Source organism: Vibrio sp. YT-16 (assembly GCF_033337405.1).
Lineage (GTDB): Bacteria > Pseudomonadota > Gammaproteobacteria > Enterobacterales > Vibrionaceae > Vibrio > Vibrio alginolyticus.
The window spans coordinates 241,077-254,929 of the sequence record NZ_JAWOQQ010000004.1; the positions used below are offsets into that span (position 1 = coordinate 241,077).

The following is a 13,853-nucleotide window of genomic DNA, read 5'->3' on the forward strand; positions in this document are numbered from 1 at the left end:
AAGGAAGAATAATGACAGAACAAAAAACGTGTGCGTGGGCGACGAATCACCCATTAGAGCGCAAATATCATGATTCCGAATGGGGCGTGCCAGTATATGACGACCAAGTCCTGTTTGAATTTATTACGTTGGAAGGTGCGCAAGCTGGGCTTAGTTGGATTACCATTCTTAAAAAGCGCGAAGGATATAGAGAAGCGTTCGAGAATTACGATCTAGATGCGTTGGAACAAAGAAATGAAGAACGCGCTGAATACATCGTGGAAAACTTCGATGTTGTGAGACATCGCGGAAAGATTAACTCGGTATTCAGTAATGCCAAAGCGGCTAAAGCGTTAATTGCTGAATACGGAAGTTTATCAGACGCGTTGTGGCAGTTCGTGGACGGCGAACCAATCATTAATCAATGGCAACATATGAGTGACGTGCCAGTTTCGACAGAGCAATCCAAAGCCATGAGTAAATTCCTAAAAAAGAAAGGCTTCAAGTTTGTCGGTGAAACCATCTGTTATGCTTTCATGCAAGCCGTCGGCATGGTGGATGACCATATCGTTGGATGTCCTAAAAAGCAGAATAAGTAACGTTTGGCGATTAAGCTAATGTTGTTAGTTCTGGCTATCATGAATACGTTCCAAAGCTTCGATTCGACGCCATTGAGTGGCATCGAAGCTTTGTTTTCTTAAAGCAGTGATTTCTGACTGTTTTTCGTCTTGCCCTAGAAAATCCCTATTCAGAATATTTTGACGCTGCTTTAAGTAAGTGGCGAGTTGAGTCTTAAATGATGCTCTTTGCTCATCAAGCTTTTGCAGCCTCTGCGCTCCGGCATCTCCTACCAGAGCAACACGGGCGATGTACTTGTCTTGTGAATCAAGCTGAGAAGCTTGCTCGAGCTGCTCTGCTAATGCGTTATTGCGTTCACTTTCTCGTATGTAATCCGGTTGTTCTGATAACGCTTGATTGAGAAGGTGTGTTTGACTCTCGATATCCGATGCCTGTTTTTTGATCGTCAGCTTTTCTAATGCAAGCTGGCGAAGTCGGTTTTCTTCGTCAAACAACTGGGTTATCTGCACCTCGTTAAAGTATTGAAGCTGTAAGTTCAGTATTGCTTCATTCAGCATGGTTAACTGTTCAAGCGTTAGGTGGTTGTGCTCAAAAGGCTCTAATGCAGTGAGTGCTTGCTTGTAGGAAAGGTAGGCTTGAAAAAGTGTGGCATCAATATTCAGAGTTTGCTTTGCTAAAGTGTCATCATTGACTTCCGCTTTGATCGTATCGAGATCTTCTTCGCCCAGCCGGCTAAGAGAATATTCGAAGAAATCTTTTGGAGAAGAGACATCGGCGGCTATATCTTGCTGAGATGGCGAATGGTTAGAGGTTATCTCTTGTTGTTTGTCGCTTTGCAACAGAGAAAGCGCTATCACGCCAAATATCGAGAGCAGGATAAAAGTGGTGAGAGCGACTTTCTTCATTGTGATGACCTCTTATAAACCTTGAAGTTTGAGACGATTTGCATGTTGGCGATAAAGCGTGACTGGATCGGTTTCAAAAAGATGATGAATACCGAGTAGGCCGTTAATTTCATCCAAATGGTTCATTTGATAATCATCACGTATGACTTTGCCCAAATGTGTGCTGCACGCACCAACTAAGCCATCATTTGGCCCATCAAAGGCTAAGCCAAGTACCATCATGGCAGCGTCGGTCGGATCGAAAACGTTTGTAAAAGTGGATGATCCGGTCCATGAGTAGTAATAAACGCCATTTGAAGCCAGAAAGTCACCATTACCACATTCACTGGTAGGGACTCCCTCCGGGTAGTGTTGGTTAAACGCTAATGATCCTTCCGTGGTTAATGCTGCTAGTGAGGCTAAAGGGTCTTGGTCGAGATCAGAACCACCTGATAGAAGATTAATAAGAGTAGTTAAGCCTTGCGCCAGTTTTACCGCGAGCTGCTCACTACCCGAACCCTCAGATACGGTGCCACGAACTAAATCTGCTACTTTAGACCCTTTATTAACGCCTCCTATACTCGTAACTGATGCGACTAGGTCAGGACGGACAGAGGCAACATAGCGCGTTGTTGGACCACCATGACTGTGACCAATGAGATTGACTTTCTCTGCGCCTGTTGCTGCAAGTAAGGTTTCTACTTGAGCAAGCAGTTGCTCCCCTCGAACTTCGCTGCTATTGGTCGCGGATACCTGTGCAACATAAACCGTAGCGCCATCTTTTGTTAAGGAATGTGGTATTCCGAAAAAGTAATCAACGCCTGCCAGGGTATCAAAACCAAACAAACCGTGAACCAGAACAATCGGATACTTGGTTTGGGTATAACCTGTTGCAGCGGATACGGAGGTTATTGGGACGGTAACTAAGGTAAAAAGCATTAGCGCTATAAATTTGAGTTTCAAAACTATCTCCTTGTGGTATGACCTCTTATGAATGATAAAAAGTAGGAGAGAAACTCTAAATTTGGAAAGCCTATTTGTGGCACATTATTTCATTCTGTGACTGCTCAATTGAAAAACAACACAAATGATTAACATTAATTAATGATTCGGGTGAATGTTAGTTAATTCTAATTAAGTCAGGGGCTTATAAAAACGCCCCGCAATGCAGGGCGATTCAATCATTGTTATAGGGAGGCTTCTTTTTCAAGCATTAAGGCATTATAACGCGCAAAACCAGCCTCTAAATCAGCGATCAAGTCATTTACGTCTTCTAAGCCAATATGAATACGAACCAAAGTACCTTCAAAGTGTGGGTGAGCTATGGTTCTCAGGCTGTTAAAGCTCTTAGGTTCGTTAGCTAGAATGAGGCTTTCATAACCGCCCCAAGAGTAACCCATACTGAAGTGTTTCATACCATCAAGCAGAGCCGTCGTCGCTTTTGGATAAGACGTTTTGAGAACAAATGAAAACAAGCCGTTTCCACCTGTGAAATCTCGTTTGAAAAACTCATGGCCAGGATTTGTTTCTAAAGCTGGATGGCGGACATGATCAACTTCTGGGCGAGAAGCGAGCCACTGAGCGACTTTTAAACTGCTTTCTGCGTGCTGTCTTAGGCGAACATCCAACGTGCGAATACCTCGAAGACCTAGGTATGCGTCGTCAGGAGAAACGCACTGACCCATCAGGTAGCTTTGTTCACGAAGCTGATCCCAATACTTTTCAGAAGCCACAGCAGTACCTAGCATGACATCTGAATGTCCAACGATATACTTAGTTGCCGCTTGAATGGAAATGTCTACGCCATGCTCGAAAGGAGAGAAGTTCACGCCAGCTCCCCATGTATTGTCTAGCATCACGATGATATCTTGCTCATGGGCAATGCGTGCTAATGTAGGTACATCTTGGACTTCCATGGTTATTGAACCAGGAGACTCCAAGAAAAGGACTTTGGTATTCGGCTGAATCAAGTCTCGGATACCTTCACCGATCATTGGGTCATAATAGGTGGTTTCGATGCCCATTTTCTTCATGATGGTGTTACAAAAGTCACGAGTTGGTTCGTAACAAGTGTCCACCATTAGAATGTGATCGCCAGTTTCAACGAAAGAGAGGATGGCATTTGAAATTGCTGCCGTTCCACAAGGGTAAAGCGCGCAACCAGCTCCACCTTCAATCTCAACCATTGCGTCTTGGAAAGCAAAGTGCGTGTTGGTGCCTCGGCGACCATAAAACAATGTTTTGTTTGCACGATTAATGGTGGCTTGGTTCTTTTCTGCAACGGTATTGAATACCACGGTTGAAGCGCGTTGAACGGGTGGGTTTACAACACCATTTGTCCACTTTTTATCGCGGCCAGCGGTAATGAGTTTGGTTTTTTTTCCCTCTGACATAAAAGTTCCCTGTCTTAAATATTGCGGTTTTGAATATTTAAAACATGGACGACGTAGGTTATGCAAGGGAAAAGTCAACTATCAGCCAATAACAGCCAAGATGAACAGGTAATGATGTCGAGAGGTATCGTGTAGATAGGGAGCTAAAAGAACAAACCTCCAGCAGGATGCATGTAGCGCTGGAGGTTTTTTAGTCGGTGTATTTGAGGTATTAGAGGAGTGGGTTGAAGAGATAGAACACTCGCTCTAAGAACCGAGAAAATAGGCTCCTTTTCTCCCATTCTTCCAATACAACAGTGTGAGATTGCTTAATATAGCTATCTTGTAACCAAGACATTTGCTTGGTGAACTCTTCGTCATCAACGGCGAGGGTCACTTCGAAGTTCAGCCACAAGCTGCGCATATCCATGTTTACGGTGCCAACTAAACAGAATTGGTCGTCAATTACGACAGATTTTGTATGCAGCAAACCACCATAAAACTCATAAATCTTGACCCCTGCACTCAAGAGCTCACTATAAAAAGCGCGTGACGCCCATTGCACCATCATAGAGTCATTTTTATGTGGAATAATGAGTTCAACGTCAATGCCTCGTTGTGCTGTCATCTTTAACGTTTCGAGTAAATCAGCATTGGGCACGAAATATGGTGTTGTGATTCGTACCGAGCGATTGGCTTGGTTTATTGCCAATGTTAATACTTGATAGATCAGATATTCCGGCATACCTGGGCCAGAAGGCACAACCTGAATAGGGTGTTGGAATTCACTCTCATCGATCTTGCATTCAGGTAGTCTTGGTAAATGACGTTCGCCAGTTTCGACTTCCCAATCCCAACAGTGGATGGCACTCAATACGTTTACCGTTGGTCCCGTAATGCGAACCATGATGTCCACCCAATGCCCGACGCCACTGTTTTGCTTGAAGTAAGCCGGGTCAACCAGGTTCATTGAACCGGTATAAGCAATTTCATCATCAATTACGATGATCTTGCGATGTTGGCGAAGATCAAGACGACGTAAGAAAATACGCCACATCTTCACTTCTAGCGCTTGAATAACTTCAATTCCAGCATCCTGCATCATTCGATACCAAGGGCTTCTGAAAAAACGCGGACTACCTGCTGAATCGAGCAATAGCTTGACATCTACGCCGCGTTTAGCCGCTTGGATAAGTGCAGAAGCGACAGAGTCAGCCAAACCACCTGGATGCCAAATGTAGAATACCATTCGAATACTGCTCTGCGCGTTTTCGATGTCTTCAATAATGGAATGCAAAATCTCATTAGGTGACTGTTGCAGCGACAATGTATTACCGCTCAATGCGGGAAGACCAAGGCGGTTGTTACAAAGTTCATCAATTCGGTAGATGTGCCTTCCCATCGTTTCTGGGTTGTGCGCGTTACAGTCGTTCAACTGACTGAACCACTTCTCGAATGGTGTAAACATCTCTTTCGCACGTTCGGCTCGCTTTCTGCCTAAGTTCAGTTCACCGAAGAGGAAATAACATGCGACACCCAGAACGGGAAGGATATAAATGATCATTAGCCAAGCTAAAGACACGCTCACTGCACGGCGCTTTAAAACGACACGAATGGTCACACCTGCGACCAGTAACCAATATAGCCCGATGCCAGCTAAAGTAAGAAAGTGATAAAACTTGTCCATATACGCTCAGAGTAATATGCCCTTCTAGGATATTAAGCATAAAAGTGGGTTGGGGGAATAGATTTCCCATTCAGACGTGGGATTGACCTTATATGAGGAACGAATTTCATAACAGCTGATTCTGTTATTTTAATGTGAAAAATAAGGTCATTCTTTAACTTTTGAACAAAAAAGCAGCATTTAACCTGCGTAACTCGACACTTGTGCGATAAATGTACTTTTTTGGGGTTCCAATTTTAAAGGGGAGCTGCTTTACTTTCTAGACATAGTGCGTCGAACGCTTATTTTATAAGTGTACAATAATTTTTACATAAACTTTTTAGACGCCTATCTCTATGCATACACAACAAACTAATTTTGGAGAAAAAGCGTGGCTACAACTAATACAGCAGCACCACGTGATACGTGGGGGTCTAAACTAGGCTTCGTAATGGCAGCAGCGGGTTCCGCTGTCGGTTTAGGCAATATATGGAAATTCCCTTACACAGCAGGTGAGAGTGGCGGCGGTGCATTCGTTGCTATCTATCTTATCTTTGTAATTTTTATCGGTTTTAGCGTGATGCTGACAGAGTTCGCTATTGGTCGTAAGACAGGTCTTTCTGCCGTAGGTGCATTCAAAACAACTGACCGACGCTGGACGTTCACTGGCGTTATGGGAGTTTTCAGTGGTCTTTTGATCATGGGCTTCTACCCTGTGGTTGGTGGTTGGGCATTGGCCTACATCTTTAAAGTGGGTGGTGGTCTACTCAGCTCGCCAGAAGCAATTGGCGACAGTTTTGGCGGTTTCATCTCAGATCCGATTCAACCTTTAATGTGGATGGGTGTTTACCTGTTCCTTAACGTCATGATCGTGATGAAAGGGATTTCGGGTGGTATTGAGAAAGCCGGTAAGGTTCTGATGCCGCTTCTGTTCTTAATCCTAATCGTTGTTTCTGTTAAGGGCTTAATGCTGCCAGGTGCAATGGCTGGCCTTGAGTTCTTATTCATGCCGGACTTTTCTAAAGTCGACAGCAACGTGGTTCTTGCTGCACTAGGACAGGCGTTCTTCTCACTTAGCTTAGGTATGGGTTGTATGATGACGTACGGTTCTTACCTGAAGAAGAAAGAGAACCTAGTTCAAACAACCGGTATGGTTACAGCGATGGATACTGGTGTCGCGATTCTTGCTGGTGTTGCTATGTTCCCAGCAATGTTTGCCTTTGGCATGGAGCCTGCGGCAGGCCCTGGTCTTGTATTCGTTGTCGTTCCTCAGCTATTTGCTGAAATGGGCGGAGTGATTGGGTTGCTATTCGCGTTGCTATTTTTCATCGGTTTGACGGTGGCGGCATTAACTTCTTCAGTATCACTATTGGAAGTTGTCGTGTCTTACCTAATCGACGAGAAAGGCATGAAGCGCTCTAACGCAGTTCTGTCTGCAAGCGCAGTTATGGCGGCATTATGTATTTTTGCGTCACTATCGTTAGGTGGAATGGGACCAACGCTGTTTGGTACCGGTGCCTTTGATATCTTTGACTTGCTAACGGACAAAATCTTCCTAGCGGTTGGTGGTATGTTGGTTTGTATCTTTGCTGGATGGCGCCTAAGCCGTGCTGAGCTAGAAAAAGAGATCACTAATGACGGCGAAGTATCCTTCCCGCTATTTGGATTGTGGTACAACCTAGTTAAATACCTGATTCCTGTTGCGATTGCTATTGTTGCCTTCATGGGGATTAAGTCTGGCTTTGATAGTGGTAAAGGTGAAATCATGCTGCTGGGTATCGCAATCATTGGTCTTGCTGGTATTTTCTCTAGAAAGCTCTAGCTCAGGCCTTAGGGCAAGCCTCGATAGCTTTGTCCGATAACTTATGTATACTGCTGGCTCCAAACGTGGAGCCAGTTTTTTTATGTTCGATATTCTACATACCCATCCCGATTTTCTGATCATCAATAAGCATCCCAACGTCTCTGTTCATAAAGACGATGGCGACACAATGCTGCTGCAAGAAGTGGCTAAGCAGAGTGGTGATCAGCAGCTCTATCTTATCCATCGCTTGGATAAAATGACATCGGGTATTCTGCTCCTCGGACGCAACGCCAAAGCGGCCAGTGCGTTATCGCAAGCCTTCGCTGACCGCCAAGTAGAAAAGTTCTACCTAGCGATTGGCTCTAAAAAGCCGAAAAAGAAACAAGGTTTGGTCGTTGGTGATATGGAGCGTTCGCGCCGTTCATCATGGAAGCTGGTCAACAGCAAAAATAACCCAGCCGTCACCCAGTTTTTCTCTCTTGCGGCAGAGCCCGGAGAGCGCCTATTTTTATGTAAGCCACACACTGGTAAAACGCATCAAATCCGCGTGGCATTAAAATCGGTTGGCTCAGGTATTGTTGGCGACCCGATTTACAATGCAGGCAATGAGGCTGATCGCGGTTACCTGCATGCATTTTCACTTTGCTTCCAATACCGAGATGAGCAATATCGCTTTGTTTGCGATCCACGAGAATACCAAGTGCTGGGTAACAAATGGCACAATGGAATCGTCTCTCAGGGTTTGGATACTTGGCTTTCCCCTTGGGAACTGAGCTGGCCTACGATCAAATAACCGTCACAAAGAAAACTAATAAGAGAACTCGATGCAAGTATCACAACTTCCGCTGTTTTTTCAGCATCTAGAAACCGAGCTCGCGCAAGCTCCGAACGAAATTCGTCGACTGTTTCATGGTCGTGGCCGTCGTTTTGAGGGCCTAGAGCAAATCACCTGTGACTGGTTACAAGGTCAGTTGATCATCAACTTGTTTAAAGAAGTCGACGACGCGTTTCTCGCTGAGCTGAAAAGCGGCCTCAATGCGTTGGCACAATCACAACTGTGGGCAGATAAGCAAGGTCGCACTATGGTTCTTCAGCACCGTTATGCCGATGGTGCGCCTTCAGAAGTGCTTGTCGGTGAATTAGACGCTCGCCCTGTCGTTGAAGAAAGCGGTTTGAAATACCAATTGGATATTGGCCGCAACCAAAACTTCGGTCTGTTTTTGGACATGCGCTACGGTCGTGATTGGGTTCGCGAAAATGCGAAGCACAAAAACGTGCTTAACTTGTTTGCTTACACCTGTGGCTTTTCTGTCGCTGCCATTGCGGGTGGCGCAGATAAAGTGGTTAACGTCGACATGGCAAAAGCGTCGCTGTCTAAAGGTCGTGAGAACCACAAGCTAAATGGTCATAACATCAACCAGGTAAGCTTTATGGGGCACGATATCTTTAAATCGTGGGGTAAGATTAAAAAATCTGGTCAGTATGACTTGATTATCATCGATCCGCCTTCATTCCAGAAAGGCAGCTTTGCGCTGACGAAAGATTACAAAAAGATTCTACGTCGATTGCCGGATTTGTTGGCAGAAGGCGGTCAAGTGATGGCATGTGTGAACTCGCCATCTGTGACAAGCGACTTCTTGATTGAAAGCATGAAAGAAGAAGCGCCAGAGTTGACATTCCGTGAGCGTCTGGATAACCCACCAGAGTTTATGGACGTAGACAGCGAAGCAGCATTGAAAGTGTTGTTGTTTAGCGAGAAGCAATGACGACGAAAAGAAAGTTGTACCTATCTATAGTACCAGCCGTTTGAGTACGGCTGGCATTTCCGCGATACCCCGTCAATCTGAATAGCGAGACGCGAGTGTGATTCAGAGTCTATTATCAGAATGAGTTATTCTTAACACGCTGATATTAGGTTCCTGATCTCGCCTAGGCTCGCCGGAATGACGGGAAACAATAAAAGATCGATACCAGCAGCATTAACCGATCTGCACTTCAAGATCCGCTTCGATGATTGATGAGCAGGCGAGCACATAGCCTTGTTCAATTTCTTCTGGCGTCAATGTTTCTAGGCTAGTGGAAGATACGTTGCCTTTACGAACCTTGCATTTGCACGAGCCACAAATTCCGCTTCGACAAGCGACGATTAATGGTAAACCTGCGCCTTCGAGCACATCGGCCAGTACCTGACCTTTTTGCGCATCGATGCTTTGAGCAAAATCAGGAACAGAAACGTTAACCGTCTCATCGGAGACCGATGATTCTGCGCCAGTCGCTGGCGTAAAACTCTCTTGGTAGAAGTTCGTCATGTCAAAACCAAGGTCATTCAAATAGCCGTGAACATCTTGCATAAACTGGCTTGGACCACACAGGTAAACGGTGCGCTGTTTGAAATCAGGAACAAGCTCTTTAAGCCAGTCGGCATTCAAACGACCTTGTGGATGCGATGTTCCTTCGCGGTTTTTCAGCAACAACTTTAAATTGAAGTTGGGATACACAGCGTCTAACGTTTCTAGCTGATCGTAGTAAATCGTCTCTTCTGGGCTGCGTGCAATATGAAGAAATGCGATGTCCACATCGTTGTCGTTTTCATCTTGATTACTCAGCCAGTGCTTTGCCATCGAAAATACGGGCGTGACGCCGCAACCTGCACTGATAAGCAAGGCTTTTGTTTCGCCATCACGTAAAACGGGTGGATGGTCAATGCAGTTAAATTCGCCCGCTGGTGGTAATGCTTGAACGGTATCACCAAGCAGCAGCGAGTCAACGATGTAGTTCGATACTTTACCGCCAGATACTCGTTTGATGGTGAGTTGAAGGTGATCGTCTTCATTGATCGAGCTGATTGAATAGGCACGAAACTCCATTTTTCCATCAATTTCGACGCCCAAGTTAATAAACTGGCCAGGCTTAAACTGAAACAGAAGTGATTCGGTTAGTTCGGCCAATTTGATGCTGACGGTGTCGTGTGTTTCGAAGTATTTGTCGATGCAACGGAGTGTGACGGGTTGGTTACCTTGCCATTCAAAAAACATAACAATCTCTTTGGTTGTGGCTATTTTTAGTTCGAAATAGATAGCGCCTCCACGTAAGGAGGCGCGAACAAGCAAGTTTATTAAGCTGCTAGGATGGCTTTTAGATCATCCTGAACATTGCCAATACTGCGCATATCGAACTTCTCTTGGATGATGGCGATTAGGTTTGGCGTTAGGAATGCCGGTGCAGTAGGGCCTGTGTAAATGCCTTTCACGCCCAATGCAAATAGCGTTAGCAAGATAACGATCGCTTTTTGCTCGAACCAAGAAAGCACAAGCGTGAGTGGTAGTTCATTGATATCACAGTCAAACTCTTTCGCCAGTGCAAGTGCAAGCTGGATTGCAGAGTAAGCATCGTTACATTGGCCCACATCCAATAGGCGAGGGATGCCGTTGATATCTCCGAACGTATTCTTATTGAAGCGGAACTTACCACACGCCAAGGTCAGGATTAGCGTGTCTTCTGGTGCTTCAGCCGTAAAATCGGTGTAGTAGCTACGTTCCGCTTTATCACCATCACAACCGCCGACTAGGAAGAAGTGCTTGATGTTGCCTTGCTTCACTTGGTCGATAACCGCAGGGGCGGCGTTCATCAGTGCATTTCGACCAAAACCAACCGTGATGTGGTGTTCGATTTCATCGTGTTGGAAACCGTCTTGCGCTAGAACACATTCAATCACTTGGCTAAAATCATCGCCTTCGATGTGAGCCACACCAGGCCAGCCAACAATACTACGAGTGAATAAACGGTCTGCGTATTGACCCACATTTGGATTCAACAAGCAGTTTGACGTCATTACGATTGCGCCAGGGAAGTTTGCGAATTCTTTCTGCTGGTTTTGCCATGCGCTGCCGTAGTTGCCGACAAGATGAGGGTATTTCTTCAGCTCAGGGTAGCCGTGTGCAGGTAGCATTTCACCGTTGGTGTAAACGTTAATGCCTTTGCCTTCAGTCTGTTGCAGGATTTTTTCTAGGTCATGCAAATCATGGCCAGAAACAAGAATACATTTGCCTTTTACTGGCTTGACGTTCACCGTGGTTGGTTCTGGATGGCCGAAAGTCATTGTTTCACCTTGGTCGAGCATTTCCATCACTTTGTAGTTCATCAGGCCGATGCGCATTGAGCAATCAAGTAGTTCACCAAGATCTTCAGGGTCTGTACCCAACCACGCCATGATTTCATGGTATTCGGCATAGATATCGTTGTTGGTTTGCTCAAGAACACGTGCGTGCTCCATGTATGCTGCGGCACCCTTAAGGCCGTATAGGCAAAGTAAGCGTAGGCCAATAACATCTTCATGTACTTGGTCCTTACCACGGTTAACCGCGACTTGAGGAGCAAAAGCTAAGATTGCTTCTGCGCTATTTGGTAGCTCAAAGTGAGCAACAACAGGAATGTCAGCAACTTCGGTATCGGCGAGTGTTGCAGCAGACATTACTTGCTCTTTTAGCAATGCTTTGTACGTTGCCGCTTGAGAAGTTAGCTCTAGGACACGTTCAGGGTCAAAGTTTACGTTCGTCAATGTAGAGAAAAATGCCTTTGGTGCCCATTGGTTGATTTCATCGTTAATGATGTTGAATTCAAGTGCTTTTGATGCCCAAAAAGAAACCCCTTGCAGTGTGTAAACCAACACGTCTTGAAGGTCAGATACTTCAGAAGTTTTACCACACATACCTTGTGCAAAAGAACAACCTTTAACAGCAGGGGTTTGAATTGTCTGTTCACATTGAATACAGAACATATTGGGTTCTCCAGTGATTGTTTTAATAGTCGTGATGTTGACCACTAGAGAGCAGAATGCGTGCCAATTATTATCTTGTTGATTTTTAATGATTTTATTTGTTTTTGATAGGGCGAGTGATGTAATTAAGACAACGTAAATGATGTCTTAATTACATCGGCTTCTTGTGGTTGGTTATTTATTGATCCCGAGCTTTTTACCCATTCGATATAAGTTCCCGCGATCCATTTGCAAAAACTCCGCTGCTTTTGCCCAAACGCCACCAGTTTGGCTTAAAGCATGTTCAATTAAATCACGTTGATAGCTTTCTATCAGTTCTCGCATTGGTTGGCTTTCTTTGGGTAAATAATGCGATGTGTTTTTTACATCACCGAGAGCCAATGAGGTGTCGAAATGGTTAAGCATGATCGTGCTTGCGCCTTGTTGAATGGCGTGCAAAGCCGCGCGCGTTAAAGTATGTTCGAGCTCGCGCACGTTTCCGTACCAAGGTGAAGATTCCAATTGAGTCAACACTTTAGGATGAACGTGCAGATTGGGTGCATTGAATTGTTGGCGTACTTTTTCCAACAAATATCCTGCTAAAACGGGAATATCCCCTTCACGGGCACGCAGTGGGGGGACTTGGATTGGGAACACGTTCAAACGGTGGAAAAGGTCAGCTCGAAACGTGCCAGATTCGACCTCTTTTTCTAATTGTCGATTGGTCGCGGCGATGATGCGCACATTGACCATCAAATGCTGATCGCTACCTACACGTTGCAGCTCGCCTTGCTGAATTACGCGCAGCAATTTTGCTTGCAAAATCAAAGGCAGTTCGCCCACTTCATCAAGGAAAATCGTTCCACCGTCTGCCAGTTCAAACTTACCGGCACGGTGGCTATTAGCACCTGTAAATGCGCCTTTGACATGGCCAAACAGTTCACTCTCAGCCAGACCTTCTGGTAAAGCCGCACAGTTGACGTAAATCATCGGCTTATCGCTACGATGAGATTGCGCGTGTACCGAGTGCGCGACCAGTTCTTTACCAGTTCCGGTTTCTCCTAAGATAAGTACCGCGTAATCTGATTGAGCAACAGTCGCAATGTTGTTTCGTAACTGGTTGATCTGCGGACTCAAACCCACCATTTCGCCATGTTGAGAACGGGCTTGCTGGATAAGGGTTTGAGTGACGCTTTTTTGCTTCTGGTTTTGCGCTTTGAGCGCTTTTAACTGAGCAATGTTACGCAATGTCGCAGCGGTCAAAGCCGCAAAGGTTTCGATAGCGACAGGATCGATGCCATCAAACGCGCCCACCGTTAGTGCATCCATCGTTAGTGCGCCAACAAGTTGGCCTTCGACATACAAGCTAAAGCCCATGCAATCGTGAACATCAATGCATTGGTCTTCAGTTAATAGTGTGCCGTCGAAAGGATCCGGCAGTGAACAATCGGCATCGAAACGCACCGGTTCACGGCTATGAATAATGGCATCTAAGCGAGGGTGCGCCTTGGGGAAATAGCGACGACCTAGGACTGAGCTGGATAAGCCTTTTACCGCGACAGGAGTTAGAAACCCATCCTCATCGAAGATAAACAGGCAGCTCGCATCACATGGGAATACTTGCGCGACCCCATCAATGAGATTTTGATATTGCTGCTCGTGAGAGCGATTTGAGCTGAGGTTTAGCGCGATATTAAGGAGTACGTGGTCAACAGTCGGAGTCATAACAAGCCCAAAGTTATCTGGAATGGGCTCATGCTAGCAACTTGATGTCATTTGAACATCGAAAGGTGTGGGAGATTGATGTTCCATT

At 45.4% G+C, this 13,853-nt stretch carries 11 protein-coding genes; 4 read left to right on the forward strand and 7 right to left on the reverse strand.

Annotated elements, in window-relative coordinates:
* The first annotated feature begins 11 nt into the window (after nucleotides 1–11).
* The gene (locus R7F07_RS09510) at nucleotides 12–578 is read left to right on the forward strand and encodes a DNA-3-methyladenine glycosylase I (RefSeq protein ID WP_136976059.1); all 567 of its coding nucleotides are present in this window, start codon (nucleotides 12–14) and stop codon (nucleotides 576–578) included.
* A 24-nt stretch (nucleotides 579–602) separates the two neighbouring features.
* Here the strand turns inward: R7F07_RS09510 and R7F07_RS09515 are convergent, their stop codons facing one another.
* The 4 genes from R7F07_RS09515 to cls all read right to left on the reverse strand — a co-directional run bounded on the left by R7F07_RS09515 (nucleotide 603) and on the right by cls (nucleotide 5,501).
* Entirely contained in the window at nucleotides 603–1,463 is an 861-nt protein-coding gene (locus tag R7F07_RS09515; RefSeq protein WP_171342729.1) for a lipase secretion chaperone, read from the reverse strand.
* A 12-nt stretch (nucleotides 1,464–1,475) separates the two neighbouring features.
* On the reverse strand, nucleotides 1,476–2,381 hold the full coding sequence (locus R7F07_RS09520) for an esterase/lipase family protein (RefSeq protein ID WP_053349513.1): 906 nt from the start codon (nucleotides 2,379–2,381) through the stop codon (nucleotides 1,476–1,478).
* A 248-nt stretch (nucleotides 2,382–2,629) separates the two neighbouring features.
* Nucleotides 2,630–3,835 (reverse strand): cystathionine beta-lyase, encoded by a 1,206-nt coding sequence (locus R7F07_RS09525; protein WP_053349514.1) that lies wholly within the window; start codon nucleotides 3,833–3,835, stop codon nucleotides 2,630–2,632.
* 211 nt (nucleotides 3,836–4,046) lie between these two features.
* The gene (gene cls, locus R7F07_RS09530) at nucleotides 4,047–5,501 is read right to left on the reverse strand and encodes a cardiolipin synthase (protein WP_005378105.1); all 1,455 of its coding nucleotides are present in this window, start codon (nucleotides 5,499–5,501) and stop codon (nucleotides 4,047–4,049) included.
* A gap of 430 nt (nucleotides 5,502–5,931) precedes the next feature.
* On the opposite strand from cls, the gene R7F07_RS09535 reads away from it, so the two are divergent.
* From R7F07_RS09535 to R7F07_RS09545, 3 genes are all read left to right on the forward strand, one after another.
* Entirely contained in the window at nucleotides 5,932–7,302 is a 1,371-nt protein-coding gene (locus tag R7F07_RS09535; protein ID WP_065645418.1) for a sodium-dependent transporter, read from the forward strand.
* 82 nt (nucleotides 7,303–7,384) lie between these two features.
* Nucleotides 7,385–8,077: a TIGR01621 family pseudouridine synthase gene (locus R7F07_RS09540; RefSeq protein WP_171342728.1), complete on the forward strand. Its 693-nt coding sequence runs from the start codon at nucleotides 7,385–7,387 to the stop codon at nucleotides 8,075–8,077.
* 31 nt (nucleotides 8,078–8,108) lie between these two features.
* Nucleotides 8,109–9,050 carry a class I SAM-dependent methyltransferase gene (locus tag R7F07_RS09545; RefSeq protein WP_171342727.1) on the forward strand — a complete coding sequence of 314 codons (942 nt, stop codon included), beginning with the start codon at nucleotides 8,109–8,111 and terminating at the stop codon, nucleotides 9,048–9,050.
* A gap of 213 nt (nucleotides 9,051–9,263) precedes the next feature.
* On the opposite strand, the gene R7F07_RS09550 is transcribed toward R7F07_RS09545, so the two are convergent.
* The 3 genes from R7F07_RS09550 to norR all read right to left on the reverse strand — a co-directional run bounded on the left by R7F07_RS09550 (nucleotide 9,264) and on the right by norR (nucleotide 13,765).
* Nucleotides 9,264–10,319, reverse strand: coding sequence for an FAD-binding oxidoreductase (locus tag R7F07_RS09550; RefSeq protein WP_005378100.1), 1,056 nt, complete (start codon nucleotides 10,317–10,319; stop codon nucleotides 9,264–9,266).
* Between the two features lie 80 nt (nucleotides 10,320–10,399).
* Nucleotides 10,400–12,061, reverse strand: a complete 1,662-nt coding sequence (hcp, locus tag R7F07_RS09555) for a hydroxylamine reductase (RefSeq protein ID WP_171342726.1) — start codon at nucleotides 12,059–12,061, stop codon at nucleotides 10,400–10,402.
* Between the two features lie 174 nt (nucleotides 12,062–12,235).
* On the reverse strand, nucleotides 12,236–13,765 hold the full coding sequence (gene norR / locus R7F07_RS09560; RefSeq protein WP_171342725.1) for a nitric oxide reductase transcriptional regulator NorR: 1,530 nt from the start codon (nucleotides 13,763–13,765) through the stop codon (nucleotides 12,236–12,238).
* Nucleotides 13,766–13,853: the final 88 nt, after the last annotated feature.

Bases quoted from the DNA above. Each gene is read 5' to 3' on its own strand.
- R7F07_RS09525 (WP_053349514.1), bottom strand. From the start codon at position 3,835: ATGTCAGAGGGAAAAAAAACCAAACTCATTACCGCTGGCCGCGATAAA.
- R7F07_RS09510 (WP_136976059.1), top strand. From the start codon at position 12: ATGACAGAACAAAAAACGTGTGCGTGGGCGACGAATCACCCATTAGAG.
- R7F07_RS09540 (WP_171342728.1), top strand. From the start codon at position 7,385: ATGTTCGATATTCTACATACCCATCCCGATTTTCTGATCATCAATAAG.
- norR (WP_171342725.1), bottom strand. From the start codon at position 13,765: ATGACTCCGACTGTTGACCACGTACTCCTTAATATCGCGCTAAACCTC.
- R7F07_RS09550 (WP_005378100.1), bottom strand. From the start codon at position 10,319: ATGTTTTTTGAATGGCAAGGTAACCAACCCGTCACACTCCGTTGCATC.
- cls (WP_005378105.1), bottom strand. From the start codon at position 5,501: ATGGACAAGTTTTATCACTTTCTTACTTTAGCTGGCATCGGGCTATAT.
- R7F07_RS09545 (WP_171342727.1), top strand. From the start codon at position 8,109: ATGCAAGTATCACAACTTCCGCTGTTTTTTCAGCATCTAGAAACCGAG.
- R7F07_RS09520 (WP_053349513.1), bottom strand. From the start codon at position 2,381: ATGCTTTTTACCTTAGTTACCGTCCCAATAACCTCCGTATCCGCTGCA.
- R7F07_RS09515 (WP_171342729.1), bottom strand. From the start codon at position 1,463: ATGAAGAAAGTCGCTCTCACCACTTTTATCCTGCTCTCGATATTTGGC.
- hcp (WP_171342726.1), bottom strand. From the start codon at position 12,061: ATGTTCTGTATTCAATGTGAACAGACAATTCAAACCCCTGCTGTTAAA.
- R7F07_RS09535 (WP_065645418.1), top strand. From the start codon at position 5,932: ATGGCAGCAGCGGGTTCCGCTGTCGGTTTAGGCAATATATGGAAATTC.